The sequence below is a fragment of the Vibrio sp. 1457 genome (assembly GCF_033340195.1).
GTDB classification, from domain to species: Bacteria; Pseudomonadota; Gammaproteobacteria; order Enterobacterales; family Vibrionaceae; genus Vibrio; species Vibrio alginolyticus.
Genome location: NZ_JAWOWA010000005.1, coordinates 1 through 15365, shown reverse-complemented (window position 1 = coordinate 15365; position 15365 = coordinate 1). Strand labels below are relative to the sequence as shown.

Here is a 15365-nt window from a genome sequence, read left to right as displayed (position 1 = left end):
CTGTATAAGCATAGATAAAACTAAACTCATTTGACGTAGCTAGGCCAAGATTGCTTATGGTTTAAGTTTCAATACTTTATCAATATCTTCTGCGCTGTGGCGCTCAGGTAACTGCTCCCATTCTTCACCCCATGAACGGTTCACAATTCGACCACGTTTTACCGCTTCACGCTCATCAATTACTTTTGCCCAACGCACAACGTTTTTGTAGCTTTCTACGTCTAAGAATTCAGCCGCATCGTAAGCACGACCCAACACAAGGTTGCCGTACCATGGCCATGTTGCGATATCAGCGATGCTGTACTCATCGCCACCTAGGAATTCATTGTTCGCAAGACGCTTGTCTAATACATCTAACTGACGTTTTGCTTCCATTGTAAAGCGGTTGATTGGGTACTCGAACTTCTCTGGTGCGTACGCGTAGAAGTGACCAAAACCACCGCCTAGGTATGGCGCAGAACCTTGCAGCCAGAATAACCAGTTCATTACCTCAGCACGCTTAGCGCCTTCTTTTGGTAAGAAATGATCAAATTTCTCTGCTAGATAAAACAAGATGTTGCCAGATTCAAACACGTTCACTGGCTCAGAACCCGAACGGTCAACCAATGCCGGAATTTTTGAGTTTGGGTTAACAGCTACAAAGCCAGAGCCAAACTGGTCACCATCGCCAATCTTAATCAGGTATGCATCGTATTCTGCTGCCGTTACGCCAGCCGCCAAAAGCTCTTCAAACATGATCGTCACTTTCTGACCATTTGGGGTACCCATTGAGTAAAGTTGGAATGGGTGCTCACCAATTGGAAGCTCTTGCTCATGACGTGCGCCAGAATCCGGACGGTTGATGCTCGCCCACTGACCGCCGTTTTCATTATCGTTTGTCCAAACTTTTGGTGGAATGTATTCGTTAGCCATTGTTTTCCCTTATTGTGTTTGAATGCATCTTCAAACTGACGGGTCTTACGCGCCAGCAAGCATTATTAACATCACCTCTTCGCCAACTGCGATTAGGCATACTCAAGATATTAGGTCGAATTCGCTAAATAAAAGTCCTGCAATCTCTTTTAGTTAGAACCTTTGGTTATGGGATTTTCTTTCACGCTATAAGTAAAAACGTCGCGATAATGTGAACTAGGTTCGAGATGCCAACGATGAGTAAGCTACACTCGGCGGCGCACCTCTATTTGGGGATTTAGAACAACCGCTAAACTTCAAAGTCACCAAGAATGAAGTTGTTCTGGATACCTTAGTTCAAACAACTTACGTGCGTGATAGGCAGTTAAGTTAGATAGTTAGAAAGAAAAACGCCCTTCACTAAATCAATGAAGGGCGTTTTAATGTATTCGAAACCGTTACTTAGCTGATTCAAACAAACCAGAAATACCTTTCAAAGGGAAAAGCCTTGCTTGCTCCAACCCTCTCAACGTTACCGTATTCAGGTCATCAATAAAGAAACGACTGGTCATCGTGTGTTTGCCACCATTAATGAAAATCTCGATGACAGAATTGTCGATATATATATCAATCGTCTGCTTAGCGTCCAATCTTGGTGCTTTTCGAATGCTACCAAATTCTTCTGCGTACAAATGAGACATGTGACGACGGTCCAGCATAAACTCGTGCTTTGTCGCACTAAAGACGATGTTGTCACCTTTGAGGTTACTCAGCTCAAGTTCAAAGCCATCGCCCTCAAGGTCTAATTGGATCAAACAACTTGTGCTTTCCAGTGTATGGGACTGTGCAAAGACTACCTCTTCTTTTCTTAAACTCTCCAATTCAGGGAGTGGAGTTTGAACAAGAAAACCATCTTTCAACGTTAGTTCTCTAGGAAGAGACAACATTCCTGCCCACTGGTGTGTGACCGATGGCGTGTCGATTTCTGGCAACCCTATCCATGCAATAAGAATGCGACGCCCATTCTCATCTAAATAGGTTTGTGGGGCGTAGAAATCAAACCCATAATCTGGCTGTAAAATATCTTGGTGGTTTTCTAAAGTCATCGACTCTAGGTTCAACTGATCACCCACGATATACGCGACAGAATAGATGTTTTTGAAATCATAAGGATTACTACTGCTCACGCCCTGTGGAGAAAACAGCATCACCGATTGACCATTAATCTCAAATAAATCAGGACACTCCCACATGTACCCAAGGTCAGAGAACTTGGTCTTGATAGGACCTTTATGCTGCCACGTTTTCAAATCTTTGCTTTGATAGAGCGCCATAGAACCATGCTCGTTTTTGGTTTGAGCACCCACCACCATCAAATAGTCGTCGCCTTTCTTCCAAACTTTTGGGTCACGAAAGTGCTCCGTGTAATGTTCGTTCTCAATGACTACACCGTGCTTTTCAATGCTGCCGTCTGAATCCATGGTGGCAAAACACTGTGTTGGGATTCGATTCCAGTTTTGGTCACGCTTGTTGCCAGTAAAAAACAGCAAAGCCTTGTTGTTTTCCACCAAAGCGCCGCCCGAATAGACACCATGTGAATCGTAGTCTTGGTCGGGATGAAGACCCACGCCATGATCAGTAAAATGGATGAAGTCTTTAGTAGAAAGGTGATACCAATACTTCATTCCATGGACTGGTCCCACAGGCGTCCACTGGTAAAAGATGTGGTGCTCACCATTGAAATAGCACAACCCATTTGGGTCATTTAACAGCCCAAATCTAGGGGCGATATGAAAACTAGGAAAGCCTTTATCTTGCTGACGTGAAAGTGTCATTTCTTCGATATCACACTGAGGGATTTGCTCAAGTCGGCGATATCTTTGCTCTACAGTCCAACGGTTGTTTAAGCTCATAATTTTTCTCAACTGAAATTGGATCTGAAGATCATTGCCCAATAAATTGCAGCAACTCTGTCTGGGTCGGAAGCGCGGTCATTGCGCCTTTTTGCGTCGTCGCTAATGCACCACAGCCATTTGCCCATTGAATCGCAGAGCTAACAACAGGATGATTTTTCCAATCGTCATGCCGAGACAGGCATGCCAGTAGCCCTCCGACAAAAGCATCACCCGCACCTGTGGTGTCAATCGGACTAACGACTTGACCTGTGATCAGTTCACTCTGACTTTCAAAGACGCGCCAAACACCTTTCGCACCTTGTGTCACCAAGACCAAAGCAATATTCAAAGAGGCTATTTGTTGTAAACCTTGCGCCATCGACGTTGAGTCAGTTAAGAACAAAAGCTCTTCTTCAGAGAACTTAACCACATCGGCCATCGCTACAGCCTTCATCACGACAGCTTGGATTTCTGATTGATCTTGCCACACTTCATCACGCAAGTTAGGGTCAAAGCTAATGAAACCACCAGCGGCTTTTGCTCTTTTGATCGCCTCAAATGTGCTGCTTCTACTTGGCTCATTTGCCAGTGAAATTGAGCAAACGTGTAGCCAGTCACCTTGCTTAAAGTTTGGGATGTCTTCAACAGACATAAACTGATCAGCGCTCGGTTTTACCATAAATGTAAAGCTGCGTTCCCCTTGATCGTCTAAATCTACCACCACTGTTGATGTTCTTTGCTCAGGGTCTTTAACGAGAAACTCCGTGCTCACGCCCTCTTGATCGAGCGTTGATTGCATGAAGCGACCAAATGGGTCATCACCTACACGTCCAAAAAACGCACTCTTACCAGATAGACGAGCAATTGCTACGGCGACATTCGCTGGTGCACCACCGGGACATTTGAGTAAAGAAGTCTCAGATTCCGGTATTAGATCGACAACTGCATCACCAGTTACCCATACTTGATTCATCTTGCTTACCTTAAAATTAAAGCCCTGATAGTCCAACGTGTTGAACACCTTCACTACCAAGTAAAAATTGAAAAAGGCTAGCCAAGCCATTAGTGCTTGGCTAGCACCCCAAACATTTAGGAAAAGAAGTGGATTTTGGGGGACTCCACCCTTAAGGAGTTCAGATTAAGCCGCTGCTTTTTTACCGACTTTAGCGCGGTCACGCATACCAAGAACAATGGTGAGAACAAATGCGGTCAAGAACGCGATCACCATACCCGCGATGTAGTACCCAATCTTCTCTGGCGTAATGGAAATGATGCCTGGAAGACCAGCTGCGCCCAATGCCTGAGCTTTCACATTAAACATTGTGATGAACGCACTTGATAACGCCGCAGCGCAAACTGCCGCAATAAATGGGTAACGTAGTTTTAAGTTAACACCAAACATAGCCGGTTCTGTAATACCCAGCAAACCCGTAACACCCGATGGAATCGCAATACCTTTCATCTTCTTATCTTTGCTCATCACGCCCACCGCCAACGCTGCCGCTCCTTGAGAAACGTTAGACATCGCCGCAATAGGAAAGATAAAGGTGCCGCCCGTCGTCGCAATATCCGCAAGAAGTTGAGTTTCAATCGCAATGAAGCTGTGATGCATACCAGTAATAACAAACGGAGCATAAATAAGACCAAATACCGCACCACCAACAAAGCCAGCTGTGTTGTATAGCCAGTTCAGACCATCACCCAATAGGAAACCGATATCACGCGTGAACGGACCGACGACAGTAAACGTCAGCAAACCCGCTATGAAAATCGCCAGTAATGGCGTTAAAAGGTTGTCTAAAACAGAAGGGATGACTTTACGTAAGCCTAGCTCAACCTTCGCAAGAATGAATGCCGATACCAAAACCGGTAACACCGAACCTTGGTAACCCACTTTTTGGATTTCAAAGCCAAGAATATTCCAAACCGGAATGTTGCCAGACACAGATGCGCCGCCGAATCCCCAACCATTCAGCAAGTCAGGGTGAACCATCAACATACCTAGCGCCGCCCCTAAATATGGGTTACCGCCAAACTTCTTACTGGCTGAAAATGCCAGCAGAATAGGCAGGTAAACAAACGGCGCGTTCGCAAACGTGTTGATCATGTTCGCCAAGTCTGTCAGTCCTGGGTTGGCATCAATCAAAGATTTGCCATCAATGAACAAGCCTTGAGCAGTCAATAGGTTATAGATACCCATCAACAAACCACCAGCGACGATTGCTGGAATGATTGGAACGAAAATATCAGACAGCCCTTTCACCGCGCGCTGAACAATGTTTTGTTTCTCTGCGCCAGCAGACGCAACGTCGTTGGTGGACATTTCACTCATCCCCGTCAACTTCGCCATTTCTGCATAAACTTGGTTTACGATGCCAGATCCAAAAATGATTTGGTACTGACCCGCAACTTTGAACTGCCCTTTTACTCCTTCAAGGCTATCAATCGCTTGTTCATCTATTTTTTGCTCATCTGCAACGGCAAGGCGTAAGCGTGTCGCACAATGCGCAAGTGCGGTGATGTTGCTTTTACCACCTAATAGAGTTAACAACTCTTTTGCTACTGCCGGATAATTCATTTCATACCCCATTGGATTATTATCTGAGCTTGCGAAATTTTCGGGAACGTTTGCAAAACAGATTTTTGCTCAATAAAACCAAATGATCAAAGATAAAGCAGAGAGAATGTGAGAATGATCGTCAAATTCTCTCCCTAAGAGCAGTATAGGAGGTTAGAATCGCTACTTATCAAAGAGCTTTTCATCTTCTCTTTGCAAACAATCCCAAAAACGAAAAACAGAATGGATAGGAACAATGGCGAGTCTGCATGATGTCGCCCGTCTGGCTGGCGTATCAAAATCAACAGTGTCACGGGTTATAAACGATGAATATGGCGTAAAAGAAGCGACAAAACTGAAGGTCCGCCAAGCAGTAGCGGAATGTGGCTATGTGCCGAACCAAGTCGCTAAAGATCTAAAATCTCAAAAGACCAATCTGGTTGGTGTCATTGTTCCTCGGGTTTCCTCTCATGCCACATCCCAAGGTGTCGATGGATTAACCGATGTCCTTGAAAAAGCCGGGAAACATGTCTTACTTGCTAGCACTCACCAAGCCCACGAAAAAGAACTGGAATACATTCAGATCTTTAACCAAAAACGGGTTGAAGGGATCATTCTTTACGCCACCCACCTCGATTCCAAGCTGGTAAAAGCAATTCAAAACTCAGCCGTCCCAGTTGTGCTCGTCGGTCAAGATGGTTCCATGTTTAATATTCCAAGCATCATTCATGATGACGCACGAGTAGGGTTTGAAGCGGGAAATAGACTGGTTGAAAAAGGTTGCCAAACCATGGGTTTTATTGGTGTGCAAGGTGACGATATCGCGGTAGATAAGCAACGCTCTGAAGGATTTGTTCAAGCGCTACAGCATCATGGTTTTGAGCTCGCCTTCCATGCTCGTGGTGACTTTACCATCGATTCTGGCTATTCATTGGCAAAACAACACTTAACAAAGAACCCTAAGCTAGATGGCTTGTTCTGTGCGACAGACCGTATTGCTATCGGTGCGATGAGAGCGATTCAAGAGCTCGGGTTAACACCGGGTAAAGACGTTTTAGTGCTAGGCGTTGGTGATGATGAGCTCGCATCAGTGTGCACCCCAACCTTATCAACATTTAACTATGCATTTGATAAAGCAGGGGAAAATGGTGCGAAACTGTTACTAGATAGAATTGCCAACAGAAGTTTTGAAATGAGTAAGATGGTACTAACCTTCAAAACTATTGAGCGTCAGTCCTGTTAATGAAAAAGCGCCAACTGAAATCAGTTGGCGCTTTTCTTATTACTCTTTGTAGGTTAGGTCCCTTTAGAACCAAGTTTCCATTTGCAGTGCAAACAGAACTTCACCACCATCACCCATCGTTGCAGCACCCGCATCCTGGCTAATCGAGTAGCCATTCAAGTCTTCGCTCCAATCAACGTAGCTAACTGCAAAACGTAGCTCCGGACGGTCAAAGAAACCTGCAGCGGTAGACATCTTAAGCGTTGGTGCAATTGTCGCTTTGTAAAAACTGCCACTTGCTTTATCAATCGCATTGTCTAGGTCCATGTATTGGTATGAGCCTTCATAAACCATCTCAAAGTTCTGCGTAAACTCTTGCGCTAAGCGGATGTTGAACGATGCCCACGTAAATTCATCATTTTTAGCAAAGCGATCTTGGCTGTGTTCTGCTAGCAACGCAGGTGCTACACGCCAGTTGTCGCCGATGCGTGTTACACCATAGCTGAACAAGCGTACGGCTTTTGCGTCTTCTAACAAATCTCCGTTTGAACCGATGCCTTTAAGTTCCGCACCCAATCCATCACCCATCAAAATACCGGTTTTAGAGAAGCCTTCACTCATGCCAAAGAAGTTATCGCCATGGTAGGCAAACATCGCATGTAAACCTTTGTCCGCTGCTCCTTCTACGCGATCATTGTTATCAGCTGACGTCATGCCGCTCAGCATCAATTGCCAATTACCGAAGCGGTTGTTCATTGTCGCGATATAGTTTTCAACATCCGTTGACGAGCTATCAATCTCACCAAAATCACGACCATAGATCGAGAAGTTTGCTTTCCATGATTCGCTCATTTGGACGTCATACACACCAGCACCAGTGCCAGATAAGAAAACAATATCCGAGTCAAAGAAGTGAATGTCAAAGTTATCACGGTCAAATCGTTTACCAGCCCAAAACGTCGCGTCAGCAAACGCACTTGATTCAGAGAACATGCTCAACTTGTTTAGCTCAGCATATACCTGACGAACGTTTAATTGACTCTCGCTCGCCGTCCATTCGTTATTGGTTTCCGTACTATCTGCCAACATGATTCGGAACAATGCGCTGGAACCATCATCTGCAAAACGTTTGTGAATAAGGTTTGCTTCCACATAATGATCATCCTCTACCCCTAATCGCCCAACTGGAGCGCCAATAGCACCAGCTGCCGTCATGTAAGGACCAGTGCCCACTGCACCATTCAGATCGTCATTAATGAGCAGCCCGGAACGAGCGTAGCCATGAAACTCAAAGCTTGAGGCTTTCTCATTTGCTTCTGTGGATACTTTTTCTGTCTGTTCAAGTCTCTGTTCTAATTCATTAATTCGCTTTTCAAGAGCGTCAACATCTGTTGTTGCGAATGCAGGTGCTGTAACCAGCCCAAGCGCTACTGCCATCGTCAAAGTGTGTAGTTTCATTTCCATAGTCTCACGTAAATTTATACTTAGGTTATTTGCAAACGTTCCCAAGTAAAATTGCAAACTTATGGTGACTTTAAATACCCATCTAAAGTCTGAATTTCAGAGCGCTCGTACTCAGAGCGTATCTACCACTTGTATCAATGAGGGCGATAATATATAAACTTTTCGGGAACGTTACCGTTAAGAGGCCATTTTGTTACTTCTATCACGTTCAATTGTGTTACTTACAGAAAAATCATTAACCAGCGCACATTTGAATTAATTGTTAGCGCTAGAGGAAGTAGTTTGAAGGTGACAGGCTACAAAGAAGGGGTTTAGTGTTCATTTGAGAGAATAGTGCTCACTCGCTTCCCTATGCTACTTGATGGTAACTCATCTCTATTTGTTGATGAAAAGTAGCAGCTAAGGTTGAACGTAACTAAGAGCGAAGCGGATCTCGATACCTCATTTCAAACAACTTGAAAGGCTGTTAAGACGAGATAAACGACCTTCATTTTCTGTGAAGAGCGCTTTGTTGTTCTAATTCAAGCTAACGAAACACTTTTTTGGACAGAAGTACGTTAGAATACATACCCTAAAGTAGTCATAGATTTATTCAACCACTGCCTGAAAATGGGCCAGCCGCTCCCATTAATCAGAATGATAAAATGCCCAATAGAGATACATGAAAAAGCCAACTGTAATCACAGTTGGCTCAGTATTTCCCCTTGAACTTTTAAGCCTTATATTGACTAGAGCGTTAGTTCGGAAAGTGTTTATTTAAGAAGTCCAAAACATGAGTAACGTACTTCTCGGTATCAAAGACAGGTGCACTGTGTCCTACACCTTCTTCAATGAAAAGTTGGTTGGTAACTCCATGCTCATCAAGCTTAGCCTTAAGTATCTCACTTTGAGATAGAGGCACTCGCTTATCCAAGGTGCCGTGTAACTGTATATATGGTGGAGTATTTTCATTCACATAACTCGTCGTTGATGCTTTCTTGGCAAGCTTTGGAATATTGTTTGGAATATCTCCTAAGAAACGAGATACAGACGATTTTTTGCTGGTTTTCTTGCCACCTTTATTACTTAACTCAAGTAAATCGGTAGGGCCAAAAAAGCTTACTACGGCTGAGACCTTGTACTTTGGTGGCTCATAGAAATCTACTTGGTTGTATGCCGAGTTAGTCGCACCAATAAAGCCAGCGAGGTGCCCGCCAGCAGAGCGTCCCATTATCACAACATTGTCCGCTTTAATACCGAGCTTTTCAGCATTGTCGTACAAATAGTTCAGTGCATCATTAATGTCTTGTACTGGTTGAGGAAAGATCGCTTCTCCACTTAAACGATAATCAACTGAAGCTAGCGCATAACCTTCATTCAACACAGACTGAAGTAATAATGGGTTCTTTTCTGGGATGGCGTCTTTGCTCCCACGTTTCCATGCACCACCATGTACCCAGACTAATAACGGGTACTGAGTATTTGATTCAACCGAAGGAGTATAAAGATCGAGTTTAATCTCTCTTTCACCTACAGTTTTGAACAAGATATCCTTCTCTACATTGAACTCCCCAGCCAAACAGACAAAGGGCATAAGTAGCAGAGAGGTCATCGCAGACTTAATTTTCGTATTCATTGTTTTGTTATTCGCTTAAAAAAGTAAGTAGATTAGAAAGTCGCTTCAGCAGCTAACCAGTAGCGTCGGCCATCTTCAATGTAGCCAAACTCTTCCTCTGTGATTTGCTCATCGAACAAGTTATAAACCGCTGCCATTAACTTCACATTCTTAGTTACACGCCAGTTCACACCGAGATCCACGTAAGTAATAGAAGGTGCCAACGTTCTTGTGCTATCACTAGTGATGTTGTTTTTCTCTTTGCCTTGATAGTTCATGCGGGCCCATGAAGCAACATCATCACGCACTGCCCAATCACCATTAAGTGAGAAGATATGTTCAGGTGCTTGTACAAGAGGCAAGCCATCATCATCGTCATTAGTGTTCTTTTCACTACGAGTATACGAGTAGGTTGCACTTAGTGTAATTGACTCTGTAATACCCTTAGATACGGAACTTTCTGCACCATAGCTGTTCGCATCATCAATGTTGACGTAAGTGCGGTCGCAACTTCTGCTATCAGTACACGTCGGATCGACAAACTCACTTTCGATCTTGTCTTTGAAGTCGCTGTAAAACAAAGTAATGTTTGCAGAAAGGTCTCGCTCATTAACGTAATACAGTCCCATCTCTGTATTGATGGAGGTTTCTGCTGTTAAGTCTGGATTACCGTAAATAGAACAACGCCCTCTACAGCTCTCTTGAACCCACTCTTCGTCCATTTGTGTCAAACTAGGTGCTCGATAACCCGTAGACACACCACCTTTTAGCGTCCAACTAGGGTCAATAGACCAGACCCCGTAAGCTCTTGGGCTAAATTGCCCGTCAAAGATCTCATTGTCGTCGTAACGTAAACCAAGGGTGAGAGCGAATGTATCCGTGAGATACCACTCGTCCTCAGCAAATACTGCCCATTGCTTGTTTTTAGAGGTCAATGACAGTTTATTATCAGTCAGATCCTTTTGCTCGAAAGATGCGCCCAGTGTTAAGTAGTGAGCATTAAGAGGCAGACCCCATTGCGTATTAATTTGACTATTCTCGACTTCTTTATCTGCACCGATATTTTTTACTGTTTCATTACTGATAAATGAAGAACTTGTACCCCAAGAGTAGTTTCCGTCGTGGCTAAAACCAATAGATTGGCGTTCATATTCTCGTACTGCAACTTGAGACTCTCGCTCCACTGATTTACCTAGAGTGGTCTCTCGCTCTTGGTTATGATTGGTGAACTCCAGAGTAAAAGTGTCATCCGAGGTAGGTGTGAGGTACAAAGAAGCTCGATAGTTGTCGAGTGTCTTACCTGCATAACCACCTTCAATTTCATCTTCTTTTCTTTCCTGATACAGTCCAGTCAAAGAAGTACTCAACAGACCATCAATGACAGGGCCAGCAAGGTAAAGCTGCCCTTGATAGCTATTTCCAGATTTTGAATTTTCTTGAAGCGTCGTTTCTGCACGCAAGCTTCCGTGCCACTCTTGATAATTTTTACGCGTAATAATATTAATCACACCCCCCAAAGCATCAGACCCATAAAGGGTTGACATAGGGCCACGTACAACTTCAATACGTTCAATTGCACTCAACGGGGGAAGCCAGTCTTGTTCAGTAAACGTACTACCATTAGTTTGAGTTTCTCGACCAGACTGCTTCCTGCCATCAACAAGAATGGCCGTATATTGAGCAGGCATACCTCGAATTGAGATATCTTGGCCATCACCACCTCCTGTAACGGTTACCCCAGGTATATCACTTAAAGCATCAGTCAAATCTTTATATGAGCGATTTTCAAGTTGCTCTCGGGTGAGAACACTTATTGTTGCTGGCGCTTCTGTGACATTCTGTTCGTAACCAGAGGCTGTAACCACTACGGTTTCCATTGCTGTTGTATTGATACCAGTCTCAGGTAACTGGTCATTTGCAACAACGACCATAGGTACAGTAATACAAGCAGAAACAACTGATGTAGAAAATAGAGAGTATGTGAAAAGAGGCTTCATATTGAATAGGCTTAAAATGTAATTGCATTTAATAATTATTATCAATTAAACCTGATTATCATAATCACTGACAAGTTAATCACTATCGAGAAAAGAGAATATCACTATCCAATATACGAATAGTTAACCACGAATTACCCGATATAAGCATTTAAGCTAAAGTATCGGTTCCAACATAGAGCTGTTTAAAGATCTCTCGTACCCATTCACACATAGGATCATCGTTAAAGCGTTTGTGCCAATATAGGAAGACTTCTTGAAAGTCCAACTGTAGCTCGGCAGGTACTTCTCGAACGATCAAGCGAGGGTCTTGACAAGCTGCCTCTGCAAAAGGTGTCGGTAGATGAAATATAATCTCAGTCTCCGCAGCGATACTTGGAGCAGAACTAAAGTTATTCAGTTGCACTGGCGCTGATAAACGCTTTTTTTTGTTCGCTAACCCTAGCTCTTGGTATTTATGCTCAAACGACAATCGCTTCTCACCCTGCAAAGAGACTTGTCCAAAGTCAAATTCGGCCAAACGCTCTGGAGTTAGCTCTAAATCGGCCAGTGGATGATAGCGGCTCATAAGCAAACGGAAAGTACGCTTAGCAACAACCATTCGATAGATATTTTGCTCAGAGCTTGGCGGTTGATGAGAGGAAAGTGCGAAATGAACATCTCCAGCCACCAACGCATCAAAATGACGTTTTGGTGCTGAGTCCAAACTGACCTTAAGGTTTGGAGCCTCTTGCCGAATCTTAGCGATAACCTTAGGCATTAAGGTATTAATCTGAGGAAGAAGGCCGTAAACCTTAACGGTGCTTGATACAGTGCTCGGATCAAACGAGTCTCTATGGGCAAGTTTTTCTAAACTGGTAATCACATTATTGATGTCTTGCCTTACTGACTCTGCTTTTGGAGTCAGTTCATAGCCGTATTTCTTGCGCACCAGTAATTCGTCATTAAAGAAAACTCTCATTTTTTGCAGTGCTCGACTTACCGCAGACTGGCTCATATTTAAAGCCATAGCGGTGTTAGGTACATGCTTCTCTTCGAGCAAGTGCTTTAAAACAAAGAGCAAATTCAGATCAATTTGAGATAAGTTCACGTCAATACCACCCATCAAGCTTCCAGTAGGTGGTATAGTACATAAATCTCTAGAGTTTGTGGTAAGTGTTTTCGATACTACAAGGCACTATTGAAACACAAGTCTGGTAGCAGGACAGTTTCCGTGCTAACACGAAAAGGGGCAAAAGTGTGTTTCAGTTCTTAAATGGGGAAGTGTTTTCCTCATATACCTCAACCAATACAGCTAGCCTTTCAAGTTTACAAATTAGTCTTATATTTGCTTTATCGAAAGGCATTGAGGTTACTTACCTTGGCGAGATTTTTTAAAGTACTCAATACTGTGTTGTATACGACATTCAACACTTGTACTGTTTCCCTAACGCCAGAGCTATTCATTGACATATCAACAGTTTTTTCTTTTACATCTGGCTTGCGGGCTTCGTAAACGTAATCGAGTTAAAGCTCTTTCGACACTCGATACATCTGGAGCGAGGAGAGCCAGAATGCCCTTTTCCATGTTCACGAACGGGCTCTGTTTTATTACAGAAACGATATTGAACTTGGATAGTAACCATGAGTTAAAAACATCAGAAATCAGGTGGCTATATTAACATCTATCAACCGATTTGAGTTATGACCAATAAAAGGATAGTTAGGTTTTTATTGCGTAAATTATCGGTAAGATGAAGTCATATAACAGGCAATATGTCAGGTGTGTAGAATTATTCTATTTTAGGGATTTTGCTCTAAGTATAAATGAATCTTTGCATTTCAATTTCAATAAAGCTTGGTTATTGATCATGTTTCTGAGTATGCGAATTATTACCAGTTATGCATATGATTGCTCATTGTCTAGTTTGACTTGTGTAACGTCACTTCAGCACGCACTACGCTGATTGTCTGTGTTTTCGTGTTGACAGTTTGGTACTAGGTAAAAATCAACAAGACTATGATTTCAAGGAACATTTTATGTTAAAGAAACTACTAAGTTGTTGTATCACCTCCGCGCTCTGTTTTCATTCTTCTCTCGCTTTTTCGCAACCCAATGAGATTGCGGACAGTACAGAGTTACAACAAGCTCCCGACACATTGCCTGCCACTTTGATGCTTGCACCGGACGACATCGCCATTGCAGATCGCTATATTGTGGTATTTCAACAGCCGCAAATGATGGTGAGCAATTCAACGGAATTCGAGCAATTCACGCAACAATCCGTAGACCGCATGTCTGGTTTGTATTCGATACAAGTGGAGTCGGTTTTTGACCACTCGATAAGTGGATTTGTCGCTAACTTGAGTCCTGAGCAACTAAAAGATCTGCGTTCTGATCCTCGTGTGGACTACATTGAGCAAGACAGAATCCTATCGCTTGACCCAATAGTCTCGGCAGACGCAAATCAAACCAATGCCATTTGGGGACTAGACCGAATCGACCAACGAAACTTGCCACTCGATAACAACTACAGTGCCAACTTTGATGGGACTGGGGTAACGGCTTATGTTATCGATACTGGTGTGAATAACGCGCATGTTGAGTTCGGTGGTCGCTCAGTTTCAGGGTATGACTTTGTCGATAACGATGCAGATGCAAGTGACTGTAATGGACACGGCACACACGTAGCTGGCACCATTGGCGGCAGCTTGTATGGTGTTGCGAAAAACGTCAACCTTGTCGGCGTGAGAGTATTGAGCTGTACTGGATCGGGTTCTACTTCTGGTGTTATTGCCGGTGTGGACTGGGTGGCTGCGAACGCTTCCGGACCTTCAGTCGCCAACATGAGTTTAGGCGGCGGTCAATCCGTCGCTCTGGATAGTGCGGTGCAAAGTGCGGTTCAGTCAGGTGTCAGCTTTATGCTAGCAGCAGGTAACTCCAACGCCGATGCGTGTAACTATTCTCCAGCACGCGTTGCTTCCGGAGTAACTGTCGGATCGACCACTAGCACGGATGCACGTTCGAGTTTTTCAAACTGGGGCAGTTGTGTGGATGTATTTGCGCCAGGTTCACAAATCAAATCTGCATGGTATGACGGTGACTACAAAACCATTAGTGGCACTTCGATGGCGACGCCACATGTGGCGGGTGTAGCAGCATTGTATCTTCAAGAAAACAGTTCACTGTCTCCAAGCCAAGTAGAGGCCTTGATCGTTAGCCGCGCAACTAGCGGAAAAGTGACGGACACAAGAGGCAGCGTGAACAAGCTACTTTATAGCTTAACGGATGCAGATTGTGGCCAAGACTGCGGTGGCCCAGATCCAACACCGGACCCAGAAGGCAAATTAACCTCGGGCGTGCCAGTAAGTGGTTTAAGTGGTTCAACTGGTCAAGTAGCGTATTACTATGTTGATGTAGAAACTGGGCAGCGCTTAACCGTACAAATGTATGGTGGCAGTGGCGATGCGGATTTGTATCTCCGTTTTGGAGCAAAACCAGCACTGAATGCATGGGACTGCCGACCTTTCAAATACGGTAACAATGAAACATGTACGGTCAGTGCGACGCAAAGTGGACGTTATCACGTCATGATTCAAGGTTACTCAAACTATAGCGGTGTCAGCATTCAAGCGAGCTACTAGTTATTCTTCTCTTTACTAAAAGAGAACAAAGCCCGCTTTTCGGTGCAATGTAGTTCACTTAAGAGGAGCCGCGTAGCGATTAACAGGGTATCGGGTCTTTGATATTTTTACCGCCCTAGGC

The 15365-nt window shown here is 43.9% G+C and carries 10 protein-coding genes and 2 pseudogenes; 3 read left to right on the top strand and 9 right to left on the bottom strand.

What is annotated here, in order from left to right; translation table 11 throughout:
• Window positions 1-54: 54 nt before the first annotated feature.
• Entirely contained in the window at window positions 55-912 is an 858-nt protein-coding gene (gene yghU / locus R7Z41_RS06825) for a glutathione-dependent disulfide-bond oxidoreductase (protein WP_053349291.1), read from the bottom strand.
• Between the two features lie 253 nt (window positions 913-1165).
• Here yghU and R7Z41_RS06820 point away from each other — a divergent pair.
• Window positions 1166-1285: pseudogene (locus R7Z41_RS06820) on the top strand (dihydrofolate reductase); the annotation flags it as partial.
• Window positions 1286-1349: 64 nt separating this feature from the next.
• Here the strand turns inward: R7Z41_RS06820 and R7Z41_RS06815 are convergent.
• From R7Z41_RS06815 to R7Z41_RS06805, 3 genes are all read right to left on the bottom strand, one after another.
• Entirely contained in the window at window positions 1350-2804 is a 1455-nt protein-coding gene (locus R7Z41_RS06815) for a sucrose-6-phosphate hydrolase (protein WP_225477483.1), read from the bottom strand.
• Window positions 2805-2835: 31 nt separating this feature from the next.
• A complete protein-coding gene (locus R7Z41_RS06810) occupies window positions 2836-3759 on the bottom strand; it encodes an aminoimidazole riboside kinase (protein ID WP_053349293.1) in 924 nt (307 codons plus the stop codon).
• Between the two features lie 165 nt (window positions 3760-3924).
• Window positions 3925-5364 carry a sucrose-specific PTS transporter subunit IIBC gene (locus tag R7Z41_RS06805; RefSeq protein ID WP_062731055.1) on the bottom strand — a complete coding sequence of 480 codons (1440 nt, stop codon included), beginning with the start codon at window positions 5362-5364 and terminating at the stop codon, window positions 3925-3927.
• A 235-nt stretch (window positions 5365-5599) separates the two neighbouring features.
• Between R7Z41_RS06805 and R7Z41_RS06800 the strand changes: the two genes are divergently transcribed.
• The gene (locus R7Z41_RS06800) at window positions 5600-6586 is read left to right on the top strand and encodes a LacI family DNA-binding transcriptional regulator (protein ID WP_053349295.1); all 987 of its coding nucleotides are present in this window, start codon (window positions 5600-5602) and stop codon (window positions 6584-6586) included.
• A 63-nt stretch (window positions 6587-6649) separates the two neighbouring features.
• Here R7Z41_RS06800 and R7Z41_RS06795 read toward each other — a convergent pair whose 3' ends face one another.
• The 5 genes and pseudogenes from R7Z41_RS06795 to R7Z41_RS06775 all read right to left on the bottom strand — a co-directional run.
• Entirely contained in the window at window positions 6650-8023 is a 1374-nt protein-coding gene (locus R7Z41_RS06795) for a carbohydrate porin (protein ID WP_054574597.1), read from the bottom strand.
• A gap of 742 nt (window positions 8024-8765) precedes the next feature.
• Window positions 8766-9644: an alpha/beta hydrolase gene (locus tag R7Z41_RS06790; protein ID WP_017819845.1), complete on the bottom strand. Its 879-nt coding sequence runs from the start codon at window positions 9642-9644 to the stop codon at window positions 8766-8768.
• Between the two features lie 32 nt (window positions 9645-9676).
• Window positions 9677-11620 (bottom strand): TonB-dependent receptor domain-containing protein, encoded by a 1944-nt coding sequence (locus tag R7Z41_RS06785; RefSeq protein ID WP_033906196.1) that lies wholly within the window; start codon window positions 11618-11620, stop codon window positions 9677-9679.
• 151 nt (window positions 11621-11771) lie between these two features.
• Entirely contained in the window at window positions 11772-12725 is a 954-nt protein-coding gene (locus R7Z41_RS06780; RefSeq protein WP_318136341.1) for a LysR family transcriptional regulator, read from the bottom strand.
• Window positions 12726-12921: 196 nt separating this feature from the next.
• Window positions 12922-13245, bottom strand: a pseudogene (locus tag R7Z41_RS06775) (IS1-like element transposase); the annotation flags it as partial.
• Window positions 13246-13639: 394 nt separating this feature from the next.
• Here R7Z41_RS06775 and R7Z41_RS06770 point away from each other — a divergent pair.
• Window positions 13640-15244 (top strand): S8 family peptidase, encoded by a 1605-nt coding sequence (locus tag R7Z41_RS06770; RefSeq protein ID WP_318136340.1) that lies wholly within the window; start codon window positions 13640-13642, stop codon window positions 15242-15244.
• Window positions 15245-15365: the final 121 nt, after the last annotated feature.